This is a genomic window from Nocardia sp. NBC_01499, assembly GCF_045040275.1.
Classification (GTDB): domain Bacteria; phylum Actinomycetota; class Actinomycetes; order Mycobacteriales; family Mycobacteriaceae; genus Nocardia.
Genome location: NZ_CP109426.1, coordinates 726,600 through 748,898 on the forward strand (window position 1 = coordinate 726,600; position 22,299 = coordinate 748,898).

A 22,299-nucleotide genomic window follows, 5' to 3' on the forward strand; every position below is an offset into this window, starting at 1 on the left:
TCGAGTTGCGGAGCCGCGAATCAGATTAACGGGGTCAACTACTTTCGGTCAACCATTAGCGGATTAAATACGCGTTTATGACATCCATGTAAACTAGCGACCGATTGGAATCTTCGGCTCGAGATGTCCGATGCGCAGCACTCGATACGAATGGACCGCGAAAGGCGCAGGTCAGCGCAATACGGCCGCGAGCAGCGGCGATGACAGGGAGCCCAACGTCGGCCGGGGCCAACGGAATTCGACGCGAACCGGCCGAGCGCGCTGCTCAGCAACGCGTCGACCGGTCGGTCTTTTTATGAACTGCCGGAAGATGATTCGGCATCCGGCACAGTTCCCAGGTCCGTTAATTCATCCCAGCAATTTCATCATCAAAAGATCATCGGAGAATCATCGCGCCATTCATCGGTGGCGCGAATTACGCCGTGCCTCAGCCGGATTCACCCGCAGCGACCGGCCGGGTGGCCTGGCCGACTGTGTGCAGGTGCTGCAGCGCCTGGGCATAGGAGTCGAACAGACCGGTCTGGCAATACGGCAGCCCGATCTCGGCGCAGAACTCCGCGACCATCGGCTGGGCCTTGCGCAGGTTGGTGCGCGGCATGGACGGGAAGAGGTGGTGTTCGATCTGATAGTTCAGACCGCCGAGCGCCGTGTCGACGAGGAAACTGCCGCGGACGTTGCGGGAGGTGAGCACCTGGCGCCGCAGGAAGTCGGTGGCGTCGTCTTCGGCCAGCACGGCCATGCCCTTGTGGTTGGGCGCGAACGTGCAGCCCATGTACAACCCGAACAGACCCTGCTGCACGAGGATGAACGCCACCGCTTTGGCCGGCGAGAGCACCAGGAAGACCGCGGCAAGATATCCGGCGGCGTGCGCGGCGAGCAGCGCGCCCTCCAGGACGCGGTTCGGGATCGGCCAGCGCAGTACCGCACGAACACTCGAGTAGTGCAGGCTGCCCGCCTCTAGCAACAGCATCGGGAAGAACAGCCAGGCTTGATGGCGGAAGATGAAGCGCCGGAAGCCCTTACCGGTGCGCGCGCGATCGCCGGAGTGGGCGAGGATGCCCATGATGTCGGGATCGGCGCCCTCGGTGTTCGGGTGGGCGTGATGCCGGTTGTGATTGCTGGTCCACCAGCCGATGCTCAGCCCGATCGCGAGATTGCCCGCGATCACGCCGTAGAGATAGTTGGCCCGCCGGGTGCCGAAGATCTGCCGATGCCCGGCGTCGTGGCCGAGGAAGGCGAACTGGGCGAACACCGCCGCCAGCAACACGGCGACGACCAGCTGCCACCACGAGTCACCGAGTAGGAAGAACGCCGCCCACCCGGCCACGAACGCGCCGGCGACGACCGCGGTCTTGCCGAGGTAGTACCGCAACTGCCGGTCGAGCAGTCCCGCGTCGCGCACCCGGCGCAGCAGCACCGCGTACTCGCTGCCCCGCTTCGGCGGCCGGGTCTGCGCCGTCGACGGCGAGTGCGCGTCCGGTCCGCCGTTATCCATGTAGTCCAACACGTCCGCGACCGTACTCGTCGTCGCGGCAGAACTCGGTGCCGCCGAGCCGGTAGATCTTCCTGTTACCACGGGGCGCCTACGCATCCTGTTAGCAGTGGTGTTCTCTTGGCTCTAACTGTCGCCTGCCACGCCGCGGCCTACTACAGCGGGCCATCGAAAAACAGCACCGGGCGGCTTGCCTGTCTCTGTACAGCATCGAGCGACGAGACCACGACCAGGTGAACGTATGTCCGGATCGGCGACACATCTGCGTGACAACTGCGTTCGACGAACGCCTCAGGCACCGAGACTACGGCCACCGTCGACCACGACGCGCTGGCCGGTGACGAACCCGGCACCGTCGGAGGCGAGGAAGCTGACGGCGTGCGCGATGTCCTCGACGGTCCCCAGCCGACCGACCGGCACCGAGGCAAGGTAGGCGTCGGTGTCCATCGCCGCGAGTTCCTGCTGCCGCTCGTCGTAGCGCTCGAACGGAATATAGCCAGGGGCAACGGTATTGACGGTGATGCCGTACGGAGCCAGTTCGCGTGCCCAACTCGCAGCCAGGCCGATCTGGGCGCTCTTCGCGACCACGTAGGCGTTGTGTCCCGGCGGCGGGCGATGCGCCACCTCGGAATCGACGGTGACGATCCGCCCGAATCGCCGCTCCTGCATGCCGGGTATCACCGTGCGTCCGAACAGCACCGGGCTCTTCACGAAGAACCGCAACTGAGCGAGGTGGTCGTCCCACACGGTTTCGGTGATCGCGGCGGACGGCTGGGGCCCGGTCGCATTCAAGACCAGCACATCGATCGATCCCAGCCGCGCGCCGACCGATTCGACCAGGTCCGCGACCTGCTGCTCATCGGTCACATCCCCGGCGAACAGTTCGGCGACGCCACCCTCGCCCCGAATGGCGTCGACGACCTCGCGCGCCGCCGGACCCTCGCGCAACCCGTTGACCGCCACCGCCATTCCGTCGCGCGCCAGCCGCAGCGCGATCGCCCGCCCAAGCCCACGCGAACTTCCGGTCACCAACGCCACTCGCCGCACACCCGCATCCATCGGCCAATCATCCCATCACTCAGCGCGCAGGACAGCCGAGCCTGCGATACCGCCACGATCTCGGTTAGCGTTCGGATATGCCAGAAGTACCGATTCCCGATCAATCGCTCGCCGATGACGTTGTCGCGCTGCGGCTTTGGCGGACGACCGATATTCATCAGCGGCTACTCGGCTACGCCGATCCGGAGTACCAACGCTTCTCGTTGACATCGACCGAACCGGTCACCGAGGCACGGGTGCGAGACCATTTCGAGCGGGAGCACCGGGAGCGGATGTGCGGCGAGAGGCTGAGCCTCGCCATCGTCGACGCCACCGATCTCGACCAGGTGCTCGGCGGATGCTCGGTGTACGACATCGACCTCGACCAGCAACGTGCCGGGGTGGGTTACTGGCTCGCACCACATGCCCGCGGACGTGGCGCGGCCACCAGAACCGTTCGCCTGCTGGCACGGTGGGCCTTCGACGTGCTCGCCATCGCCCGCCTGGAACTGACCTGCGCCCCTGACAACATCGCCTCGCAACGCGTCGCCGAGCGGTCGGGCTTCATCCGCGAGGGAATCATGCGCTCACACATGCGCTCCCAAGACGGTCGGCGCGACAGCATGCTGTTCAGCCTGCTGCCCGGCGAACTCCGCGAATCCGGCCGAACAGAATGAAAGGGTTCGCCTGCGGTGCAGGCGAACCCCGTCCTCTCGACTATGTCAGCGGTAGAGCCAGACGCCGCCGCCACCGATACCGATGACGCGGTCCAGCTGGTGCGCGACGCCATTGTCGTCGTTCTGCGTGCAGTCGTACGGGAACAGCGAGTAGTGCCCGTCGCCGCCGCTGCACATGATCGGGCGGCTGGTGCCGTACGGGCTGATCACGATCCGCGACGAAAGACTCAGATTGTTCTGTGACATGAAGTTGCCGGACCAGTCATGGCGGTTGGCAAGAGCGGCGTCGGCGTCGGCGTCAGCGGACGCGATCGGAGCAGCGAACAACAGAGCGGCGGCACCGATACCTACACACGCGAGTATTCGTTTCATACGGTGACTATCGGTCATACCGTCCGTCTATTACAAATATTCAGCATCGCCGCCCACATTCGCCTGTCCGGTACCGCCACGGCTGGGCGTATTGCGATGTTCTGTCGGTCATGGCGCCAAGTGCGGCACTATGCGGTGGGAGCCGGACGCGGCTGCGCGCGATCGTCGGACAGGGTGTCCGGTTCTTCGACGGCGTTCTGATCGCTGGCGAGTTCGACCAGCTCCGCGACCAGTTCGTCGAGCGCCCTCGATTCCTGGACGAGTGTCGCCAGCACCTGGGTTTCGTCGTCGGGGTCGAGTCGGCCGCGGGCGCGTTGCAGGAGTTCGGCGCTGCCGCGGATCGAGGTCAGTGGGGTGCGCAGTTCGTGGCTGGCATCCTCGACCAGTCGGCGCTGCTGGTCGCGGGAACGGCGCAACGCGGTGAGCATGGCGTCGAAACTGCCGGTGAGACGGCCGATTTCGTCGCGACCGGCCGCGGGAAGCGGTGCGGACAGGTCCTGGGTGGAGCTGATGTGTTCGGTCGCGGCGAGCAGGCGCCGGACGGGGCGCAGGATCCGTCCGATCGCCAGCCAGCTCAGCAGCGCGCAGACCGCCACCGCGACGACGATGATCCAGCCTGTGCGCCAAAAGAATTCGCGGGCGATCCGTTCTGGTTCTCGATAGTGCTGAGCGACCATGACCGCGCCACCGCCTGGACGGGGTTTGGTGAGGATCCCGTACGATTCGCCGTCCACATCGACATCGGATTCGGCTGTGCCACTGCCGGTTCGGGCGATCGCACGGTCGATATCGGAGACCGGCAGCGCGTCGCCGCCCGTGCCGAGGCGCCGGACGGTGCCGTCGGACGACAGCACCTGCTCGACGGTATCGGCTCGCGGCGACGGCACGCCGCCGGTCGCCAGCACGGCCAGGACGTTATCCGCACGATCGCGCAGGCCGCGGTCGAGTTGATCGGCGACGACCTCACTCGTGCGGCTATAGAACGCGCCGATGACCAGGAGGATGGCGACCGCGGTGGCCGCGATGGCGACCGCCGCGATCCTGGCCCGCAACATCACGCGGCTCCGTTGACGCCTCGGCCAGCACGCCGATCGCCGATGACAGTGATCATCTGACCATTCTCGCTGGTCGGCAGGGTGCTCTTCGGTGCGGGCCGTCAGTTCGTGACCGCGGTCACCTGGATCGGTGGGATGCGGTCCAGGCAGGCCAGGTCCCCGGCCGAGGTGGTGCGGATGAAGCGGGCGACGAGGCCGAGGATGCATCCGCTGGGTTCCAGTCCTGGCACGTGGCCGGTATTCGGGACCGACACGAATGTGGCGTGCCGGAACTGTGCCGCGGCCGCCCGGCCGTTGGCATCGGGGGTGTTGGCATCGAGATCACCCGAGAGCACCAGGACCGGCACATCCGGCATGCCGCTCGAATGCGGTTGTGTGGCACCAGAGTTAGGCCACAGCATGCAGATGTCACCACCATCGCTCAGACCCTCGTCGAAGCCCGTCGCGCTGAAAGCGCCGAACGCACCGGGCGTGGTCGCGGACAGCGCCTGTTGGTACTGCGAATCCCGTTGTGCCGGTGGAGTATCCGGTGACCACGCTTTGGCGTAGTCGTTGCAGACGACCGCCGTCCCCAATGCGCTAGCCCCGTCGTCCGGCGACGCGGTCGCCTTGACGAACTCCGTCAGCGCCGAATCGTCACCGCGCGCCGCCTTGTGCAGCGCGGCGGGCAGCGTGCCGAGCGGCGTGAGCACCGTCGGATCCCAGCCGACCCCGCCGCTGGCGGACTCGAAGATCAGGCTGCTGAGTTTCCCCTCGGTCAGCACCAGCGGCGAGAGACCCTCGACGGCAATCGGTGTGGATCGCAGCCGTGCCAATGTTGCCGTCAGGTCGGCCACGGCGGTGTCGCCGTCACACAACCCGCTGCGGTCGCAAATGCGGTGCAGCGTCAGCGATTCCGCCTGTGCGCTCGGGCGCGACAGCGGATCGAAATCGATCGGGTACGCGCCGGACAGCACTATCGACTGCACCCGGTCCGGATGCCGCTGCGCGTAGATCGGCATCAGATAGGTGCCGTAGGAAAGGCCGTAGAGCACCAGCTTCGGAATGCCGAGCCGGTCGCGGACGGCGTCGAAATCGTCGGCCGTCGCCGCGGAGGTGTAGCCCGCCGCGCGCGGACCGAGCCGCTGGCCGCATTCCGCGACCACTTGCTTTTGCCGTGCCCGCGTATCGAATCCGACCGCCTCTTTGCCGATGCCACAGTCCAAGGGGCTGGACCGTCCGGTCCCGCGCGGGTCGATCAGCAGCAGGTCATGATCATCGAGCAGGGATTCGGACAACGCCGCCGCCGATGCCGCCTGGTCGATCATCGACCCGCCAGGCCCGCCCGGATTGGGCACGATCGTGCCCGCGACGGACGCATCGCGGCGACTGTGCCGCACCAGCGCGTAACCGACCTCGAGCTCGCCGAGCTCCGGCCGATCCGCCACGACCGGTCGCGACAGCACCCCGCAGGACACCTCGTGCCCGAGCACCGTCGGACACCATTCCGGAGCTACGCGGCCGCCGCAGGCGGTGATCAGGCCCGCGGTCACCGCCAGCGCGGTCGCGAGGCCGATACCGGCCGCCAACTTGCTGCTCATCTCGCGCAGTTCCTTTCCTCGTACGTCATCGAAGTCTTATCGCCGCGGTTCACGGGGTGTTGAACCGGACCTCGGGAAAGGCGGCGGGACTGTCCAGGATCGGTTGCCCGATACCGCGCAGGTGCTGATCGAAGAACGCGGCGACGAAGGTACGGGTGAGATCAACGGCTCGACCGCCACGCAGCGCGGCTTCGCCCGGCATCCCGGCCTGCTCGGCGAGCGCGCCGGTGTCGGCGAAGGAGTCGTGGTCGGCGCCGACGAGGGTCAGCCAACGCTTCCATCCGTGCAATCGGGTCCATGCCTCATCCCACGACGGGTCCTGGCCGCCGGGGCTGGTCTGGCCGTCCGCGCCGAGCATCAGGAAGGGTCGATCGCCAAGCCCTAGCGCTGGCACGACGCCTTGGAAAGAACCGTCCATGTTCACTCCGGCACGCACCCTGGGGTCGATCGCCATCGCGGCAGCGGCACTCGCCCCGCCGATCGAGTGACCCGCCATGCCGATTCTTGTGGCATCGATCAGGTGCGCGTGCGGCCAGGACGCGCTAGGGCCGGTGAGACGATCGAGTAAGAAGGCGGTGTCACGTGCTCTGGTCTCGGCCATCAGCGTGAGCGACCCGCCTTCGGCGATTCGGTCGCACGCCACACACGTTGATATCCGGCCACCGGGAAACTCGGTGCCGAACGACTCGCCCGCGTGGTCGACGGCGGCCACCACGTAGCCACGGCTGGCGAGTTCTTCGCTCAACGCGGTGAGGGTGAAGCGCGGTGCGGTAAAGCCCGGCGACAGCACCACCAAGGGATAGCTTCCCGCGACCGGCGCGGCGTCCACCTCGGCGTTCGTACCCGCCTTGCTCAACGCCTGCACCGGAACTCCCTTCAGTCCCATGCCATCGATCATCAGACGGCTCTCCGCGTCCGTCGCGTACGGCGCACGCGCACCGCCGCCCTGGTGCGCCGGGTAGTACATGCTGACCATCAACTCGCGGGGTAGCGACGGTACCCATGGATCGTTCCTGGCCGCGTCGACGAGGACAAGCGTGTTCCGGCCGACCGCGAATCCGCCAGTAGGAGCGGGTAATTGGGTTGTTGCCGAACTCGGCGGCAGCTTTGGCGCTTCGGTCTCGCGTGCACAGGCGATACCCGTCACGGGCAATGTCAGCGCGAGCATGATTGCGGCGATAATGCGCACCTTCCGAACTCCTCTTCCGTCGGCACCCGGCGGCAGCCACCGTCGAGTGTTCCGTCGATCCTGCGCACCCGTCAGCAAAGCAACGCCAGACCAATGACAAAGCCACGTAAGAAAGCGGGCGCCAGCGCGAAATCATCCTCGAGAGCTATGTCTTGGTCAGCCTGTGGCACGATTCGCGGCACGGACGGACTGCCTAACGTGACTCGGCATGAATCAGCCGATTTCCCCTCCAGCACAGCGCATTACGGCACTCGACGCCTTGCGCGGCTTCGCCCTCGGCGGCATCTTCATCGTCAACATCATGGTGATGTCCAAGCCGGGCGGCTTCAGTGACGGGCCAGCGCATTCCCTGGTGACCGCGCTCTGCTATGACAAGTTCTACGTGCTGTTCTCGTTCCTCTTCGGCTATTCGCTGACCATGCAATTCCGTTCGGCCGAACGGGCGAACGCGAATCCGCGAGCACGCACGGTCCGCCGGTGTCTGATGTTGATGGCAATCGGCTTGCTGCACATAACATTTCTCTTCACCGGCGATGTACTGTTCGGCTACGGCGTGGCCGGGCTCGCGCTGCTCGCATTGAGTCGATTGCGGCCGAAAACGGCGCTGATCGTGGCGGCGGTGCCCTTCACCGTGTCGCTGATCACGATTACCGCGATGAATATGCTGCACGCCGACCCGAGCATGAGCGCGGCCGAGCGGGCGACCGCATTGGCGGCCATGCGATCCGGCTGGCTGGACGCGGCGAGCTACCGTTGGGACGTCTTCGCCGGGAACGCCCACGTCTTCCTGATGTTCGGACTGTTCAACGCGCTGCCCATGTTCCTGATCGGCATGGTTGCGGGAAAGGCGCGGCTGCTCGAACAACCGGAGCGCTACCTGCCACTGCTCCCCCGCGTTCAGTGGATCGGCTTCACCATCGCCGCCCCGATCTGCGCGCTGGCCGCTGTCACCGACTGGCCGCTGGCCGGTCCCGCCCACCTGGTCGCACCGCTGCTGTCGGCCGCGTACGCGGCGACCATATTGCGTCTGCTGCAACGATATTCGGTGGTGCAGCGGATCTTCGCGCCCGCGGGCAAGATCGCCGCCACCAACTACATCGGCCAATCCCTCATCGCCGCAGTCATTTTCACCGGTTACGGGTTCGCGCTCGCCGGAAAGCTCGCGGAGTGGGCGGTACTCGGCCTCGCCGTCACCATCTACGCCGGACAACTGGCCGTCAGCGCATGGTACGTGCGCGGGCACCGCTACGGCCCGATCGAGTGGGTGCTCCGCGCCGCCACCTACGGCACGCTGCGTCCCGCCCACACCGAAACACACTCCGCCGCAACCAGTTAGCTGATGTCGAGCGTTCAGCGGACAGACGTCACCGGCGTTGGCTGCGATGCTCGTAAGGTGAGCACGGAGCCGTTACCGGAAGGCCGGTACATGTACGAGCCGAGGGAACTGAAGCAGGCCAAGCGTGATCTCCTGCAGTACATCGACGCTTATGCCTGGAAGGCCGCCAGAGGGGAACTCGACGACTCCGCGCAGGCCGAGGAGTACGCGTCCGGGATCCGGACCACCGCGTCCCGGTATCGCGCGCTCGGCGGCGATATCGAGGAACTCCTCCGCGAACGCCGATCATCGACGAAGTACAAGTTCGACGCCGTTCAAGGCGAATACTGCACCAGGACAGGGAAACTCCTCTACGCCGACACCGGGCGTCAAGCCGAACAGGTCATGGCGGCGATCGTCTCGATCGCCGGTACGAACTGACTGCGGACTCAGCCCGGGTACACGTAGTGGACGGGGGCGTAGTAGCCGGTTTTGCTGGAGCCAGCCCACGGCACGTCGAGCGGCGCCTTGTTCAGCTTGTGCGGGTTGCCGTCCTGATCGGCTTGCCAGCAGTCCTGTTGGACACCGTGAAATGAGGTGCACACGATGCGAGTCGTGGTGCCGAACGGTGAGGACAGCTTGTTGCGATCGGAGAACGGATTCCAGTAGTCGGCATCGCTCGGGACGGCGAAGTCCTTCGTGTCGTACACCGACAGCGCGCCACCGCCGTCCGACGGCCAATCATCGGCGGCGGCGGTGGCCGCACCGATCAGCAGTGCCGCGCTGGTGAGCGCGGTGAGCGCGGCGCATCGCGCGAGACGTTCGGAGTTGCTGGTCATCTCATTCCCTCCGTGGTCGCCGGGAGGTACCCGGCCGGTGTCGACTCTAGAGGTGTTCATCGGTGGTCAGTGTTGATTTGCGTCCGTGACGTTGTGGTCTTTCGGCGGTCGATCAGGTTCCTGGCACGACGATCGGTTTGATCGAGTCGCGGTCGACACGCCCGCAGGTCAATGCCGCCGACACCTCGTCGAGCGCGAAACGGCCGGTGACCAGGCGATCCAGATCAACCCGTCCGCTGGCCGCCAGGTCGATCGCCGTCGGCCAGGTGTTGGCGTAACGGAATGTTCCGGTCAGCTCCAGCTCATGGTCTTGGATGTAGGGCAGCGGCAGCGGGATATCGTCGCCACCCATGCCGACGAGCACCACCCGACCAGCCCTGGCCACGGTGCGGACCGCGGCGCCGATGGCGGTGGGATTCCCGGAGCATTCCACCAGGACATTCGGTTCGAATCCCGTGTCGCCCAGCGCGATAGCGCCGACGTCGATCGCTTGCGTACAGCCCAGTGCGACAGCCAGTTTCAAGCGCCGCGGGTTCACGTCGGTGATCACCACTTCGGACGCACCGAACGCGAGTGCCGTCTGCGCGGCGACGAGCCCGATCGGTCCCGCGCCGTTCACCAGCACCCGGTCCCCCGCGCTCACCCGCGCCTTCCGGCACGCCCAGACACCGACCGACAGCGGCTCGAGTAAGGCGGCCGCCTCATCGGTCAGCGAATCAGGCACCGGATGCGCGAATTCCTCGTGCAGCACGACGTATTCGCAGAACGCGCCATCGATCGGGGGCGTGCCGAAGAACCGCATGTTCGGGCACAGGTTGTAGCGGCCGGCCCGGCATTGCACGCAGGTGAAGTCCGGCACCCCCGGTTCGAGCGAAACCCGTTGCCCGACAGGATGTCGTCGCGCGTTCGCGCCGCGCCCGATCACCACACCGGACGCCTCATGGCCCAGCACCAACGGTTGCTCGACCACGTGTCCGCCGATCCGGCCGTGCTCGTAGTAGTGCACGTCGGATCCGCACACCCCCACCGCGCCGACCTTGACCAGCACCTCGGCCGGACCCGGTTCGGGCACAGCACGTTCCACGATCGCGATTGTGCCGACCGCCGCCAAAACCGCTGCGCGCATATCGTCACTGTCTTTCGGAGCCCAGCACCCTCAGTACAGGGCGAGTATCGATCAGAGCACCGAATACCGCTCGCCCGCTGCGGAATGCGCCGGGTTCATCGCTGATCGTGTTCGGTCAGCGGCGAAACCAGCGGCGCAGTCGCGCACGCAGACCGACCCTCGGTGCCGGAGCGGCGTTTTCGACAGCCGCCTGTGCCGACGTGGCCTGCGCGAACCGCACGTGCAGTTGTTCGCGCACCTGGTCCGGGGTGTACGCGCGGCGGCGGCGCTCGGCGCGCACGACCACCACACCGGTGGCGACCACACCGGCCGCGCCCGCCAATCCGACTGCCTTCCACCACCTCATACCGCATAGGCTACTGGCATGGCGGGTACGACCATCGATCTCGACCGGGCGCTCGAGCTCACGAGAACCGGGGACATCTGGCTGTTTCGTGGCCATTCGGCGGCTGACCGGGCGATCCGGATGACGACGAACAGTCCGGTGAATCATGTCGGAATGTCGGTCGTGCTCGACGATATGCCCGCGCTGATCTGGCACGCGGAGCTGGGCCGATCACTGCCCGACATGTGGTCAGGGGCCGCGCACCGCGGCGTTCAGCTGCACAATCTGCGCGACGCCGTGCTGGTGTGGGCACATCGCTACGGTCAGCAGGCGTGGTTACGTCAGCTGAACCGTCCGGCCACCAGGGAGATGGAAGACAGTCTGTTGCGCACCATCGCACGGCTCGACGGAACGCCGTTCCCGTCCACCGCCGGACTCGCCGGACGCTGGCTGCGCGGCCGGGTGAGCCTGCCGCGGCCGAAGTCGCGCCAGGCGGCCGCCCGCGAGCTGGAGAACGCGTACTGCGCGGAGATCGTGGCCGCGACCTACCAGTCGATGGGCCTGCTACCGCAGCACCGCAGCCCCAATTGGTATGACCCTGGCCGATTCTGGAGCGGTGACGGACTGCGCCTGTCCGGCGGTTACGAACTGGGTGACGAAATCGCCGTCCGGACACCGGCAAAGCCGGACTGATCAGAGGTTGCCCGGCACCACGATGCCGGTTTCGTAGGCGAGAACGACCAATTGGGCGCGGTCGCGGACATCGAGTTTGGTGAGCAGACGTCCGACGTGTGTCTTGACGGTGGCGACACTCACGCAGAGCGTCGCGGCGATCTCGGCGTTGGATCGGCCAGCCGCGACATGCTCGAAAACCTCACGCTCCCTGTCGGTTAGCGCTGCCACCGCTCCGGGCGGTATGGACGGTGCCGAGGGTTGGCGGGCGAACGCGCTGATCATCCGGCGGGTGATACTCGGCGTCAACAGGGCGTCACCGTTGGCGACGACGCGGATCGCGTGCAGCAGTTGCTCGGGCGGAGAGTCTTTGAGGATGAAGCCGCTCGCGCCGCTGCGCAGCGCGTGGAAGACGTGCTCGTCCTGGTCAAAAGTGGTCACTATCAACACATGTGGGCCGTCCACGCCACCGGCCGCGATGTGCCGCATCGCCTCGAGGCCATCCATGATCGGCATCCGGATATCCATCAGAACGACATCGGGTCGCAGTTGGCGAGTCAGCCTGACCGCTTCGCCGCCGTTGCTCGCCTCGCCGAGGACGGTGAGATCTGGTGCGGAGTCGACGAGCACGCGGAACCCGGCGCGGACCAAAGCTTCGTCGTCGGCGATCAGGACCCGGATCGGAGCCGGGGGCGTGTTGTCAGCGGACATCGGTATCCTCATCGATCGGGAAGTACGCGGTGACGGCGAAGCCGCCCGCAGGTTGTGGTCCTGCCTCGAAACGGCCGCCGAACAACGACACTCGTTCGCGCATCCCGATCAGGCCGAGACCCGAGCCGCTGCCGTCGGGCCGACCGACAGCCTCGGCCATCGGCCCCTCATCGGAGATGGACACGGTCAGTTCGTGCGCGGCCTGCCGAATCTCGATCCGCGCGCGGGCGGTGTGCGCGTGCTTGACGACGTTGGTGAGTGCCTCCTGCACGATGCGATAGACCGTGGTCTGCAGCAGCGCCGGGTAGCCGACCGGCACACCGGTGACGTGATACTCCACGATCAGACCGTCATGGCGCAGCCCGTCCACGAGGGCGGGAATCTCGGCGAGCCCGGGTTCGGCCGCGTCGTCCAGCTGCCCGGGTTCGCGGGTCTGCGCAAGCACCCGCCGCAGTTCGTTCAGCGCGGATCGGCTCGCTGTCTCGATCGCGCCGAGCGCCTGACGTGCCTCGCCCGGCTGCTCGTCGATCAGCAGGCGAGCCACTCCGGACCGGACGGCGACCATGCTCAAAGTGTGCGAGATCAGGTCGTGCACGTCGCGCGACACGCGTAGCCGTTCCTCCGCCCGAATCCGGCGTTCCTCTTCTTCGGCCCAATGCCGTTGCTGCGCGGCGATTCTGTGCCGGTAGTCGCGTCGCGTCCGGAGCATGTCACCGGCCAGCCAAGCGGGCACGGCGATCAACAGCTGCACGAAGTCCTGGTCCTGTTCGGGATGCAGATGCATACCGACCAGCGCGGCGACACAGATCGCGACGAGCGCCGCACCGGTGGCGAGCAACGAATCCCGACGTGGCCGCAGGTCGGCCAGCGTGAGCACGGCGACGCCGAACGCCGGACCGGTATTGCTCACCCACGGCGTGAATCGGACACCGAGCACCGAGGCGAGGCACAGCACAGCCGTCACGCCGACGAGCGCCGCCACCGGCCAGCGACGCCGAACGATCAGCGGCGCGACCACGGCAACACCGAGCGCCGCGATGGCGGGCAGCGACCCGATCCCACTGACCGCACCCACCAGCACGGGCACGGTGAACACCACGAAACAGCCGACAGCGATCCCGATGTCGATCGCGTCCGGCCCCGCCCGATGCCGCAACAGCGTCAGCCGCTGATGCCACGGTCGCTCGGCCTGATCCGGCGGCAAAGAAGTAATCGCCATAGCGCAGACCGTAATCGGCCGGCCAGTGCCTGCACATCGCCCCGAGGTCCAGATCGCCAGTCATCCGCAAGTCGGACATCTCGCGCGGCATCCGCCCACAGCGGGTACCGATCTCGCGCCAATGAGATGACGACATCGCCCAGGTCAGCGAGCCAAAGTTAGCGCATGAACACACACATCACCGGATCGAGACCACGCAGCCTCCGGCCGCGACTGTCCATCCCGCTACTCGCCATCGCCACCACATCCCTGGCGGCGGGCATCGTCTCCGGTGGCCTCGCCTACCTCAACCGCTCGCCCGACCACGAGGCCCACGTCGCAGGCACCACGGCCTGGTGGCCTCACCTCGTCTTACTCGCACTGACCGCCATCATCACCACCGCCATCGTCCGCCAACGCGGCCCGCACGCCACCCGCCTCCTCCTACTCGCTCCCCTCGGCACCACCGCCGCCAACCGCCTCACCCACACCATCGGTTCGATCCTGAACCGCCCCAGCGCATTACCGCGCCTACTACTCGCCATCCCCCCAACAGCTCTCCTCATCTACAGCCCATTCCGAGCGGGCATGCAAATCCTCGGCGGCCTTGACCCCAACTTCACCGCCAACGCCTGGGGCGGCCCCACCTACCTCGGCGCCATGGCCTGCCACTACCTCGACGGCGCGCTACTCACGGCCGCCGCAGCCGCCCTTCTCAACCTGCTCCTGCTGCCTGCCGAACACGGCAAGCAGGCAACCGGCTGATAAGTTCCCGGCATGTCTCGCCGCGATGAAAAGACCGTCGGCCTCGTCCTCGTCACCTACCAGAGCGCGGAGGATCTGCCGCCGTTCTTGGCATCGCTACCCGCCGCGGTCGATCCGCTGACCCTCGACGTGGTCGGCGTCGACAATACGTCGACGGACGGCAGTGCCAGTTTTGTCGAACACTTCGGCGGGACGGTCATCCGCAATCGTCAGAATGTCGGCCTGGCCGCCGCGATCAACCAGGGCGCGGCCGCGACCGATGCCGAATGGATCCTGGTCGCCAACCCCGATACGAACCTCGCCCCGGGGTCGATCGCCGCGCTCGTCGAGACCGCACGCACCGACGAGACCATCGGCATGATCGGTCCGCGGATAGCCCGGCTGGATGGATCGCCCTACCCGAGTGGGCGTCGATTCCCGTCGCTCGCGGTAGGTATCGCACACGCGCTGTTCGGCGGTGTGTGGCCTGGCAATCCCGCGACTCGCGCGTACTTCGGCAATCCGGTGACCACGGTCAGTGATGTGGACTGGATCTCCGGTTGCTGCATGTTGTTCCGGCGCAGCGCGTTCGACGCGGTCGGCGGGTTCGACACCCGCTACTTCCTCTACTTCGAGGAAACCAAGATGGCGCTCGATATGCATCGTGCTGGTTGGCGGGTCGTGCTCGACCCCGCCGTCGAAATCCGCCACCGTGAAGGCGGCAGCATGCGATCAGCACCGTTCCGCAAGATCCGCAGCCACCACCGCAGCGCCCTGCGCTTCTACTGCGACTACCACCAGGGCTCGCCATGGCTCCTGTTCGCACCGCTGGTCGCGGCGGGCCTGGTAGTTCGCGGCGCGGCATCAGTCCTGCGGACCGCAATCACCCAACGCCTGAATCGCTAGAGACCGGCGGCAGTGACTTGATAGTCGGCTTCGAGGAGCATCCAGGCGCTCAGTTGGACTGAGAGGTCTCGGTTGGGGGTGGTGGAGGCGGCGGTTCTGCCGTTGGACAGGTGTGGTGGGGTTTCTGGTTGGGTGGGGATGGGGGCCTGGGTTGACCAGTCTGTGCCGAAGAGGGGGAGGCCGGACACGTCGGCGCGGTGGGTCCAGGCGGCGTTGGCGCTGGTGTGGATGAGGTGGGCGGCGGTGGTGTCGCGCAAGGTGATTGCGGTCAGGGCGAGGTAGCGGGCGAGGATGCCCATGAACAGACCGCCGTCGCCGCCGCCCGCGCCGACGATGACGCCGTTTTTGGTCAGGCCTCTGCTGGTCGCGGCGATCAGGGCGGTTGCTCGGTCGCGGTGCTCGGGAGCGCCTGTGCGCGTTGCCAATTCGGTTTCGAGGCCGATGGTTGTGCCCTGGTTGTAGGTGTAGACGGCGGGCTCGAATCGGGCGCCTGGTTCGTGTACGCCGTCGATGATGAGGCCGGAGTCGTTGCTGCGCAGTCGAGTAGCCAGAAAGTCGGCGATTTGCGTGGCGTGGGTCAGGTCGCCGAGCCGGGCGAGCGCGATGCCGGTGGGACCGTTCGCGGCCGCGTTGTAGTAGTCGGAGTCGACACGCCACGGCACCGCGCCGACCTCGGGGTTCCAGCTGTCGACTATCGCCGTCCGCAAGTCGTTGATGCCGTCGGGGAATCCGACACCGAGCAGGCGGTCGGCGCGTTCGAGTGCGAGTAGTAGCCAGGCCATGTCGTCGTAGTACTGGTTCGTCCAGCCGGTGAGGTTGCGGGCGCGGATGCCGCGGGCGATGGCGGCAACCCGGTCGTTGCGTTCAGCGGCCGGTGCGCGGATCGCGGCATCGGTCGCGCAATCGAGCAGGTGCGCCTGGAACCAGTAGTTCCATTCTTCGAACACCTCTTCCTGCGGCGACGGCGGCCAGGCGGTCACGCCGAGCAGTGTGCCGGGCAGGCCCCACAGCGGGCGCAGGTGCCGGGCCTGAATCGCCTGCTCCGCAAGGCCTGCCCGCTGCGCGCACTCGGCGGCCGTCGTCGGTGCGGCCGACGCGAGCCCCGGCGATACGGCCAACCCGACACCCACTCCGGCCGCCGCCCACAGCACCGTCCGCCTGCTGACTCCGCTTCGATCGCGATACATCGATCCGACCTCCTTCGCCGGGCGAACTCTATCCGCAGCGTGGAACGCTTCCTTCCGACTCGCCCAAAAAGGCGCCCGTACAACCACGCCCACTACGATGCCCGGAGGATCTAGAGCGAGGAGCGACTTGATGGAAGCGACGTTCGATGTAGCCACACTGGTGGGGCATCGCTACCGTGCTGATGACTTTTACGAGGTCGGCCGAGAGAAGATCCGCGAATACGCGCGTGCGGTGCAGGATTTTCATCCCGTGCATTGGAGCGAGGACGCCGCCGACGATTTCGGTTACGCCGGTTTGGTCGCGCCGACCACGTTCGTCTCCATCGCCGCGATGTTGGCCAACCGCAGGCTTTTCGAGACCGTGATCACCGGTTACGACGGATTCGTGCAGACCGATCAGGTTTTCGAGATGTACAAGCCGGTGGTCACCGGTGACCGGCTGGTCAGCGATGTCGAGCTCGCCTCGGTGCGCCGGGTGGCTGGCAACGTTCTGCTCACCGTCAAGAACACCTTCACCGATCAAACGGGTGAGGTCGTGCAGATCATGCACACGACTGTCGCTGGCATCACGGGCGAGGATGTCGCGGCCGGAACCGGCGACGCGATCGAGCGCGTGATCATGCACGGCATCGAAGTGTTCTCCCGCGCAACGGATTCGGCACAGGAGGGGGCTGAGGGGAACAGCGAGACCGCCCCGGCGTCCACCCCGAGCCTGTCCGAGGCCTCTCGAACGCGCCTGCCGCACACCGCGATCCGCTTCGAAGACATCGCCGTAGGCGACGAACTTCCGCCGCGTACCACCCAGCTCACGCGGGGCGACCTGGTGAACTACGCAGGTGTGGCCGGTGACGCGAACCCGATCCACTGGCACGACGACGTCGCCGCACTCACGGGTCTGCCCGACGTGATCGCGCACGGCATGCTCACCATGGGTCTCGGCGCGGGATTCGTCACCGGCTGGCTCGGCGACCCGGGTGCCGTAACCAGGTACGGGGTAAGGCTTTCGAACTACACCGTCGTCGACGCCCGATCCGTGGGGACTGTCGAGTTCACCGGACGCATCAAGTCGATCGACCCGCAGACCAGGACCGCCGTCGTCGTCATCGTCGCGAAATCGGCAGGCCGCAAGATCTTCGGCCTCGCCACCGCGAACGTCCGCCTCGCCTGAGACCGAAACTGCCGGTGGCGTGGCTGCTCCGCAATACGTTCGACTATGTCCCGCCCGCCAGCCCATAAACAGGCGCGAAAGCGCTTGGCGTGGACAGCGGTTCGACGGGAACGATGCGACGAGTGTGCGCGTAGACGGCCGCGTGCACTCGATCGCGGACACCGAGTTTGGCGAGCACATTGGAGACATGCGTCTTGACGGTCTGCTCGCCGACGCCGAGCGCGTCGGCGATCTCGGGATTCGTGTATGCCTTGGCGATCAGCAGCAGCACCTGATGTTCACGGGCGGTGAGGGTTTCGACTTCCGGCGCGGTCGGGAACGGTTCGATCCCGGTGGCCAGCCGCGTGACGAGGCGGCGGGTCAGGCTCGGGTCGATCAGGGCGTCGCCGCGGGCCGCCATCCGGATGGCCGAGATCAGTCCCGTGGACGGCAGCGTTTTGACGAGGAACCCGGACGCACCGAGACACAGTGCGCGGTAGAGGTTTTCATCGGTATCGGAGGTGGTGAGCGTGAGGATCCTGGTGGCGCCGCCGAGCGCCGCGACCGCGTCGATGGTGGCAGGACCGTCGAGACCGGGCATGTCGAGGTCGAGCAGCGCGACGTCGGGTCTCAGCCGCTCGATTTCCCGGATGGCGGCGATGCCGTGGTCGACCTCGGCGACGCATTCGATATCCGGCTGGGTGCCGATCGCCGCGCGCAGACCGGAGCGGAATACCGCGTGATTGTCGGCGAGCAGCACGGAAATCGTTGAGCTCGACGAGGAGTCGAGATTGTCCTGCGACAGGTCGATGTGCCGGTCGCAATCCACCGGCTGATGTTTCTCGACCGTGCTGCTCGCCGACGCGGTGGCGGCGGGCACGCCGGTCACCGACAGCGTCGCCGCGGTGATAGCGAACACGACTGAGGACGCCACCCGCCGCAGCGGGTGTGCCGACGCGGCTTCCGGCCGTATGTTCAGCGGAGGAAACCCTTCGTAGTTTTTGTTCATCAGTTGGCTCTCGATCTGTTTGATCGTATCCAGACCGACGCTGACCACGATAAGCGCGGAGGTACCACCGAACGCAAGTCCCGGCGCCGTACCGGAGCCGCCGATGCTGAGCAGCACGTTCGGCAGTACGGCCACGGCGCCCAGATAGACGGCACCGGGCAAGGTGATCCGGCTCAGAATGTAGGTCAGATAGTCCGCGGTCGGCTTGCCGGGACGGTAGCCGGGCATGAACCCGCCGAACTTCCGCATCTCGTCCGCGCGCTCCTGCGGATTGAAGGTGATCGCGACATAGAAGTAGGTGAAGAATACGATCAGCGCGAAGTAGATCGTGACGTGCGCCGGACTGCTCTGGTCCACCAGATACCGTTGAATCAACTCCTGCCATTTCGCCTGCGGGCCCGAACCGTGCTGAGTCAGCTGCGCGAGCAATTGCGGCAGATACAGCAGCGAGGACGCGAAAATCACGGGGATGACACCGGCTTGGTTGACCTTCAACGGCAAATACGTCGATGAACCGCCATACATTCTCCGGCCGACCACGCGTTTGGCGTACTGCACCGGAATCCGGCGCTGCCCCTGCTCGACGAAGATCACGCCGACGATCAGCACGAACACCGCGACGCAGACACCGGCAAAGATCAACGGCCCCTTGCTGTCCAGAATCGTTTTCCCCTGGCTCGGGATCTGCGCCGCGATACCGGTGAAGATCAGCAGCGACATGCCGTTACCGACGCCGCGCTCGGTGATCAACTCACCGAACCACATGACCAACGCCGCGCCCGCGGTCAGCACAAGCACGATGACGATCATGCCGAAGAGGCTGCTGTCGGCCAGGATTTTCTTCGGACACCCGCGCAACAGCTGACCCCGCCCAGCTAAGGCGACCAAGGTCGATGCCTGCAATACCGCAAGCGATAGCGACAGGTAGCGGGTGTACTGGGTGATCTTCGCCTGGCCGGATTGGCCTTCCTTGCGCAATTCCTCGAACCGAGGAATAACGACCGTCAGCAACTGAATGATGATGCCAGCGGTGATGTAGGGCGTGATGCCGATCGCGAACACCGAAAGCCGCAGCATCGCACCGCCGGAGAACAGATTGATCAGCTGGTAGATACCGGCGGATTCACCGCCGGAAGCAATAGCGACGCAGGCGCGAACGGACGGGAAATCGACTCCGGGTGACGGCAGTGTCGCGCCGAGACGATACAGCGCGAGCAGACCGAGCGTGCAGAGCATCTTCCGTCGTAAGTCCGGTGGCCGGAAAGCCGAAACGAAGGCGGAAAGCACACACTGCTCCTGTCGAACGACGTTGTCGGACAGGACGAATCCACGGGGAAACGAACCTGTCGGGGGCCTACGACGGTACGGAATATCCGTGCCTGCCCACGTCGCCCGAGAGTCGGACTTTCACCTCCCTCCATAGAGGGAATCAGTCAAAGCTGCGTGCTGAGGATATGGAGTCCGGCCGCTGAGCGGACGAGCGCGGCGACCGCCGGGGAGCGACTGCTCGGCGGCCATGCGATCACCGTGGTGACCTCCGGCGCGTCGACGACGGGCACCGCGACGTGGTCGGGCCACTGCCAGGCACGGCTGGAGGCGGGGATGACGAGCAGCGTTTTGCCGAGTGCGACGAGCTGCGCGAGCTTCGACTGGGTGCGCACCTCCGGACCTGGCCCGTCCGGGTAGGTCCCGTCGAGCCGGGGCCATCGGGCGATCGGCAGGTCCGGCACGTTACGGACATCGGCCAGCGTGAGCTGATCGCGTGCCGCGAGCGGATGTCCAGCGGGAAGGAGCGCGACTTGGCCTTCGACGCAAAGGTTTTCGGTGTCGAACCCGGCGAGGTCGTCGAACGGGCGATGCATGATCGCCACGTCGGCGTGCCCGTCGCGCAGCAGCCCTGCCTGCTCGCCGACCTCGCACAGCAGCACCTCGACCGGTACCGCGTCGGGCTCGCTCGCGTGTGCGTCGAGGAGCTGTCGCAGCAGCTCATGTGACGCACCGGCCTTCGTCACGAGCACCAGCGGTCGCTTCGGATCCCCGGCACGTCGCGTCCGGCGCGCGGCGGCCTCGACCGCGTCGAGGGCCGCTCTTGCCTCCCGAAGCAGCACCCTGCCGGTATCGGTGAGCGCCACGCCACGACGGTCCCGGTCGAGCAGCTGGACGCCGAGCCGCTTCTCCAGCTGACTGATCGCGCGCGAGAGCGGCGGTTGCGCGATCCCGAGCCGCTCGGCCGCGCGACCGAAGTGCAACTCCTCGGCAACAGCGACGAAGTACCGCAGCTCGCGGGTCTCGAGATCGTGCACGCGAGCAAGCCTACCGGCAGATACCTGGCGAGTATCACAGTGCACTGAACCGATATTGGACGATCCCGGTGCGCTCACCAAGGATGGATCGAGTGAACGACACGAACATCGCGCTGGTCACCGGCGCGAACAAGGGAATCGGATTTGCCATCGCACAGGGTCTCGGAGCGCTCGGCTACACGGTCGCGGTGGGGGCGCGCGACGACGTCAGGCGCAAGGAAGCCGTCGAGAGTTTGCGTGCCGCTGGCGTCGAAGCGTTCGGGGTCGCCCTCGACGTCACCTCCGATGACAGCGTCGCCGCGGCGGCAGCGACCATCGAGCAGACCACAGGACGACTCGACGTGCTCGTCAACAACGCGGGCATCGGCGGCCGGATCGACGGTGGCGCACAGGATCCAACGACGCTCGACCTCGACGTCGTCCGCACCGTCCTCGACACCAACGTGTTCGGGGTCGTCCGGGTGACGAACGCGATGCTCCCACTGCTGCGCCGCGCGACCGCACCGCGCATCGTCAACATATCGAGCAACATGGGCTCGCTGACACTGCAAACCGGCCCGATCCTTGCCGCGTACGCACCATCGAAGTCGATGCTCAACAGCATCACAGCCCAGTACGCCCGCCGCCTCACCGACACCAACATCATCGTGAACGCCTGCTGCCCCGGCTACGTCGCCACCGACTTCACCGGCTTCAACGCGCCACGCACACCCGAACAAGGCGCCGCCATCGCCCTCCACCTCGCCACCCTCCCCGACGACGGACCACGCGGCGGCTTCTTCGACGACGAGGGCGTCGTCCCCTGGTGAACCAGGACCGGTCCTAGTTGCGCACTACCAGCACCGCACCGGCGGCGAGGACTGCGAGCACGATCGCGGCGAGGCCGTAAACCAAACGGTGCGAGCGTAATACGGGGACGAAGTGGTCGACGGCGTAGCGGCCGGGGCCGGTGAGGGTGATGGTTGCGGCTGCTGCGGTGAGGAGCAGTTCGTACTCGATGCCCTTCGGCGCGAAGAAGGCGCCGAAACCCTTGACGGCGAGGGCGTTGAGCATCGTGCCGACCACGGCCGCGCCCGCAAGCGGGGTGAGCAGGCCGAGCGCGAGCGCGAGGCCGCCGAAGGTTTCGGTCACACCGGCGACCAGGGCCATCGCCTCACCGGCGGGATATCCCTTGCTGGAGAAGAACTTCGCGGTTCCGTCCAAGCCACCGCCACCGAATGCGCCGAACAGTTTCTGCGCACCGTGCGCGGCCATGGTCAGCCCGACCGCGATGCGCAGCAGGAGCAGTCCGGCGTCGTAGGCATGCGGCGTCGCGGCATGCCCTGCCGTCTCGATCGGGGCACCGGAGGCGGATACGGTACGCGAAGTTGTTGCGGTGTCGGTCATTCGATGGTTCCTTTCGATGGGTGAGGTC

General features: G+C 66.4%; 23 protein-coding genes and 1 pseudogene. 8 read left to right on the plus strand and 16 right to left on the minus strand.

What is annotated here, in order from left to right:
- Window positions 1-427: 427 nt before the first annotated feature.
- The gene (locus tag OG203_RS03350; RefSeq protein WP_405164171.1) at window positions 428-1,507 is read right to left on the minus strand and encodes a fatty acid desaturase family protein; all 1,080 of its coding nucleotides are present in this window, start codon (window positions 1,505-1,507) and stop codon (window positions 428-430) included.
- 276 nt (window positions 1,508-1,783) lie between these two features.
- Window positions 1,784-2,551: an SDR family NAD(P)-dependent oxidoreductase gene (locus OG203_RS03355; RefSeq protein WP_405164172.1), complete on the minus strand. Its 768-nt coding sequence runs from the start codon at window positions 2,549-2,551 to the stop codon at window positions 1,784-1,786.
- A gap of 77 nt (window positions 2,552-2,628) precedes the next feature.
- On the opposite strand from OG203_RS03355, the gene OG203_RS03360 reads away from it, so the two are divergent.
- On the plus strand, window positions 2,629-3,207 hold the full coding sequence (locus OG203_RS03360; RefSeq protein WP_405164173.1) for a GNAT family N-acetyltransferase: 579 nt from the start codon (window positions 2,629-2,631) through the stop codon (window positions 3,205-3,207).
- A gap of 45 nt (window positions 3,208-3,252) precedes the next feature.
- Here OG203_RS03360 and OG203_RS03365 read toward each other — a convergent pair whose 3' ends face one another.
- The 4 genes from OG203_RS03365 to OG203_RS03380 all read right to left on the minus strand — a co-directional run bounded on the left by OG203_RS03365 (window position 3,253) and on the right by OG203_RS03380 (window position 7,403).
- Entirely contained in the window at window positions 3,253-3,579 is a 327-nt protein-coding gene (locus OG203_RS03365; protein WP_405164174.1) for a hypothetical protein, read from the minus strand.
- A 128-nt stretch (window positions 3,580-3,707) separates the two neighbouring features.
- A complete protein-coding gene (locus OG203_RS03370) occupies window positions 3,708-4,634 on the minus strand; it encodes a histidine kinase dimerization/phospho-acceptor domain-containing protein (RefSeq protein WP_405164175.1) in 927 nt (308 codons plus the stop codon).
- Window positions 4,635-4,735: 101 nt separating this feature from the next.
- Window positions 4,736-6,214 (minus strand): alpha/beta fold hydrolase, encoded by a 1,479-nt coding sequence (locus tag OG203_RS03375; RefSeq protein ID WP_405164176.1) that lies wholly within the window; start codon window positions 6,212-6,214, stop codon window positions 4,736-4,738.
- 49 nt (window positions 6,215-6,263) lie between these two features.
- A complete protein-coding gene (locus tag OG203_RS03380; protein ID WP_405164177.1) occupies window positions 6,264-7,403 on the minus strand; it encodes an alpha/beta hydrolase family protein in 1,140 nt (379 codons plus the stop codon).
- A 208-nt stretch (window positions 7,404-7,611) separates the two neighbouring features.
- Here OG203_RS03380 and OG203_RS03385 point away from each other — a divergent pair, with 208 nt between their 5' ends.
- Together OG203_RS03385 and OG203_RS03390 are read left to right on the plus strand one after the other, a co-directional pair.
- Window positions 7,612-8,739 carry a DUF418 domain-containing protein gene (locus OG203_RS03385; RefSeq protein ID WP_405164178.1) on the plus strand — a complete coding sequence of 376 codons (1,128 nt, stop codon included), beginning with the start codon at window positions 7,612-7,614 and terminating at the stop codon, window positions 8,737-8,739.
- 57 nt (window positions 8,740-8,796) lie between these two features.
- Window positions 8,797-9,159 carry a hypothetical protein gene (locus OG203_RS03390; RefSeq protein ID WP_405164179.1) on the plus strand — a complete coding sequence of 121 codons (363 nt, stop codon included), beginning with the start codon at window positions 8,797-8,799 and terminating at the stop codon, window positions 9,157-9,159.
- An 8-nt stretch (window positions 9,160-9,167) separates the two neighbouring features.
- On the opposite strand, the gene OG203_RS03395 is transcribed toward OG203_RS03390, so the two are convergent.
- From OG203_RS03395 to OG203_RS03405, 3 genes are all read right to left on the minus strand, one after another.
- Window positions 9,168-9,557: a hypothetical protein gene (locus OG203_RS03395; RefSeq protein ID WP_405164180.1), complete on the minus strand. Its 390-nt coding sequence runs from the start codon at window positions 9,555-9,557 to the stop codon at window positions 9,168-9,170.
- A 112-nt stretch (window positions 9,558-9,669) separates the two neighbouring features.
- Window positions 9,670-10,683 carry an NAD(P)-dependent alcohol dehydrogenase gene (locus OG203_RS03400; protein ID WP_405164181.1) on the minus strand — a complete coding sequence of 338 codons (1,014 nt, stop codon included), beginning with the start codon at window positions 10,681-10,683 and terminating at the stop codon, window positions 9,670-9,672.
- Window positions 10,684-10,798: 115 nt separating this feature from the next.
- Window positions 10,799-11,029: a hypothetical protein gene (locus tag OG203_RS03405; RefSeq protein WP_405164182.1), complete on the minus strand. Its 231-nt coding sequence runs from the start codon at window positions 11,027-11,029 to the stop codon at window positions 10,799-10,801.
- An 18-nt stretch (window positions 11,030-11,047) separates the two neighbouring features.
- Here OG203_RS03405 and OG203_RS03410 point away from each other — a divergent pair, with 18 nt between their 5' ends.
- On the plus strand, window positions 11,048-11,701 hold the full coding sequence (locus OG203_RS03410) for a hypothetical protein (RefSeq protein ID WP_405164183.1): 654 nt from the start codon (window positions 11,048-11,050) through the stop codon (window positions 11,699-11,701).
- Here OG203_RS03410 and OG203_RS03415 read toward each other — a convergent pair whose 3' ends face one another.
- Together OG203_RS03415 and OG203_RS03420 are read right to left on the minus strand one after the other, a co-directional pair.
- Window positions 11,702-12,391 (minus strand): response regulator, encoded by a 690-nt coding sequence (locus tag OG203_RS03415; protein ID WP_405164184.1) that lies wholly within the window; start codon window positions 12,389-12,391, stop codon window positions 11,702-11,704.
- Window positions 12,381-13,610 carry a histidine kinase gene (locus OG203_RS03420; protein WP_405164185.1) on the minus strand — a complete coding sequence of 410 codons (1,230 nt, stop codon included), beginning with the start codon at window positions 13,608-13,610 and terminating at the stop codon, window positions 12,381-12,383. Before OG203_RS03420 ends, OG203_RS03415 begins: the two co-directional genes overlap by 11 nt.
- A 165-nt stretch (window positions 13,611-13,775) precedes the next feature.
- Between OG203_RS03420 and OG203_RS03425 the strand changes: the two genes are divergently transcribed.
- On the plus strand, window positions 13,776-14,354 hold the full coding sequence (locus tag OG203_RS03425) for a hypothetical protein (RefSeq protein WP_405164186.1): 579 nt from the start codon (window positions 13,776-13,778) through the stop codon (window positions 14,352-14,354).
- Between the two features lie 12 nt (window positions 14,355-14,366).
- Window positions 14,367-15,239 carry a glycosyltransferase family 2 protein gene (locus OG203_RS03430; protein WP_405164187.1) on the plus strand — a complete coding sequence of 291 codons (873 nt, stop codon included), beginning with the start codon at window positions 14,367-14,369 and terminating at the stop codon, window positions 15,237-15,239.
- On the opposite strand, the gene OG203_RS03435 is transcribed toward OG203_RS03430, so the two are convergent.
- Window positions 15,236-16,426, minus strand: coding sequence for a glycoside hydrolase family 76 protein (locus OG203_RS03435; RefSeq protein ID WP_405164188.1), 1,191 nt, complete (start codon window positions 16,424-16,426; stop codon window positions 15,236-15,238). The genes OG203_RS03430 and OG203_RS03435 overlap by 4 nt on opposite strands.
- Window positions 16,427-16,556: 130 nt before the next feature.
- On the opposite strand from OG203_RS03435, the gene OG203_RS03440 reads away from it, so the two are divergent.
- Complete coding sequence (locus tag OG203_RS03440) at window positions 16,557-17,594, plus strand: fused (3R)-hydroxyacyl-ACP dehydratase subunits HadA/HadB (protein WP_405164189.1); 1,038 nt, start codon at window positions 16,557-16,559, stop codon at window positions 17,592-17,594.
- A 43-nt stretch (window positions 17,595-17,637) separates the two neighbouring features.
- Here OG203_RS03440 and OG203_RS03445 read toward each other — a convergent pair whose 3' ends face one another.
- The 3 genes and pseudogenes from OG203_RS03445 to OG203_RS03455 all read right to left on the minus strand — a co-directional run bounded on the left by OG203_RS03445 (window position 17,638) and on the right by OG203_RS03455 (window position 20,885).
- Complete coding sequence (locus tag OG203_RS03445) at window positions 17,638-18,582, minus strand: response regulator (protein ID WP_405167761.1); 945 nt, start codon at window positions 18,580-18,582, stop codon at window positions 17,638-17,640.
- Window positions 18,559-19,869, minus strand: a pseudogene (gene secY, locus OG203_RS03450) (preprotein translocase subunit SecY); the annotation flags it as partial. The gene OG203_RS03445 and the pseudogene secY, both read right to left, overlap by 24 nt.
- A gap of 146 nt (window positions 19,870-20,015) precedes the next feature.
- A complete protein-coding gene (locus tag OG203_RS03455; RefSeq protein WP_405164190.1) occupies window positions 20,016-20,885 on the minus strand; it encodes a LysR family transcriptional regulator in 870 nt (289 codons plus the stop codon).
- Window positions 20,886-20,968: 83 nt separating this feature from the next.
- Here OG203_RS03455 and OG203_RS03460 point away from each other — a divergent pair, with 83 nt between their 5' ends.
- Entirely contained in the window at window positions 20,969-21,694 is a 726-nt protein-coding gene (locus OG203_RS03460; protein ID WP_405164191.1) for an SDR family oxidoreductase, read from the plus strand.
- Between the two features lie 13 nt (window positions 21,695-21,707).
- Here the strand turns inward: OG203_RS03460 and OG203_RS03465 are convergent, their stop codons facing one another.
- Complete coding sequence (locus OG203_RS03465) at window positions 21,708-22,271, minus strand: DoxX family protein (protein WP_405164192.1); 564 nt, start codon at window positions 22,269-22,271, stop codon at window positions 21,708-21,710.
- Window positions 22,272-22,299: the final 28 nt, after the last annotated feature.

Bases quoted from the DNA above. Each gene is read 5' to 3' on its own strand.
- OG203_RS03465 (WP_405164192.1), bottom strand. From the start codon at position 22,271: ATGACCGACACCGCAACAACTTCGCGTACCGTATCCGCCTCCGGTGCC.
- OG203_RS03460 (WP_405164191.1), top strand. From the start codon at position 20,969: ATGGATCGAGTGAACGACACGAACATCGCGCTGGTCACCGGCGCGAAC.
- OG203_RS03370 (WP_405164175.1), bottom strand. From the start codon at position 4,634: ATGTTGCGGGCCAGGATCGCGGCGGTCGCCATCGCGGCCACCGCGGTC.
- OG203_RS03415 (WP_405164184.1), bottom strand. From the start codon at position 12,391: ATGTCCGCTGACAACACGCCCCCGGCTCCGATCCGGGTCCTGATCGCC.
- OG203_RS03405 (WP_405164182.1), bottom strand. From the start codon at position 11,029: ATGAGGTGGTGGAAGGCAGTCGGATTGGCGGGCGCGGCCGGTGTGGTC.
- OG203_RS03360 (WP_405164173.1), top strand. From the start codon at position 2,629: ATGCCAGAAGTACCGATTCCCGATCAATCGCTCGCCGATGACGTTGTC.
- OG203_RS03400 (WP_405164181.1), bottom strand. From the start codon at position 10,683: ATGCGCGCAGCGGTTTTGGCGGCGGTCGGCACAATCGCGATCGTGGAA.
- OG203_RS03395 (WP_405164180.1), bottom strand. From the start codon at position 9,557: ATGACCAGCAACTCCGAACGTCTCGCGCGATGCGCCGCGCTCACCGCG.
- OG203_RS03365 (WP_405164174.1), bottom strand. From the start codon at position 3,579: ATGAAACGAATACTCGCGTGTGTAGGTATCGGTGCCGCCGCTCTGTTG.
- OG203_RS03420 (WP_405164185.1), bottom strand. From the start codon at position 13,610: ATGGCGATTACTTCTTTGCCGCCGGATCAGGCCGAGCGACCGTGGCAT.
- OG203_RS03435 (WP_405164188.1), bottom strand. From the start codon at position 16,426: ATGTATCGCGATCGAAGCGGAGTCAGCAGGCGGACGGTGCTGTGGGCG.
- OG203_RS03445 (WP_405167761.1), bottom strand. From the start codon at position 18,582: ATGAACAAAAACTACGAAGGGTTTCCTCCGCTGAACATACGGCCGGAA.
- OG203_RS03355 (WP_405164172.1), bottom strand. From the start codon at position 2,551: ATGGATGCGGGTGTGCGGCGAGTGGCGTTGGTGACCGGAAGTTCGCGT.
- OG203_RS03430 (WP_405164187.1), top strand. From the start codon at position 14,367: ATGTCTCGCCGCGATGAAAAGACCGTCGGCCTCGTCCTCGTCACCTAC.
- OG203_RS03410 (WP_405164183.1), top strand. From the start codon at position 11,048: ATGGCGGGTACGACCATCGATCTCGACCGGGCGCTCGAGCTCACGAGA.
- OG203_RS03440 (WP_405164189.1), top strand. From the start codon at position 16,557: ATGGAAGCGACGTTCGATGTAGCCACACTGGTGGGGCATCGCTACCGT.
- OG203_RS03375 (WP_405164176.1), bottom strand. From the start codon at position 6,214: ATGAGCAGCAAGTTGGCGGCCGGTATCGGCCTCGCGACCGCGCTGGCG.
- OG203_RS03385 (WP_405164178.1), top strand. From the start codon at position 7,612: ATGAATCAGCCGATTTCCCCTCCAGCACAGCGCATTACGGCACTCGAC.
- OG203_RS03425 (WP_405164186.1), top strand. From the start codon at position 13,776: ATGAACACACACATCACCGGATCGAGACCACGCAGCCTCCGGCCGCGA.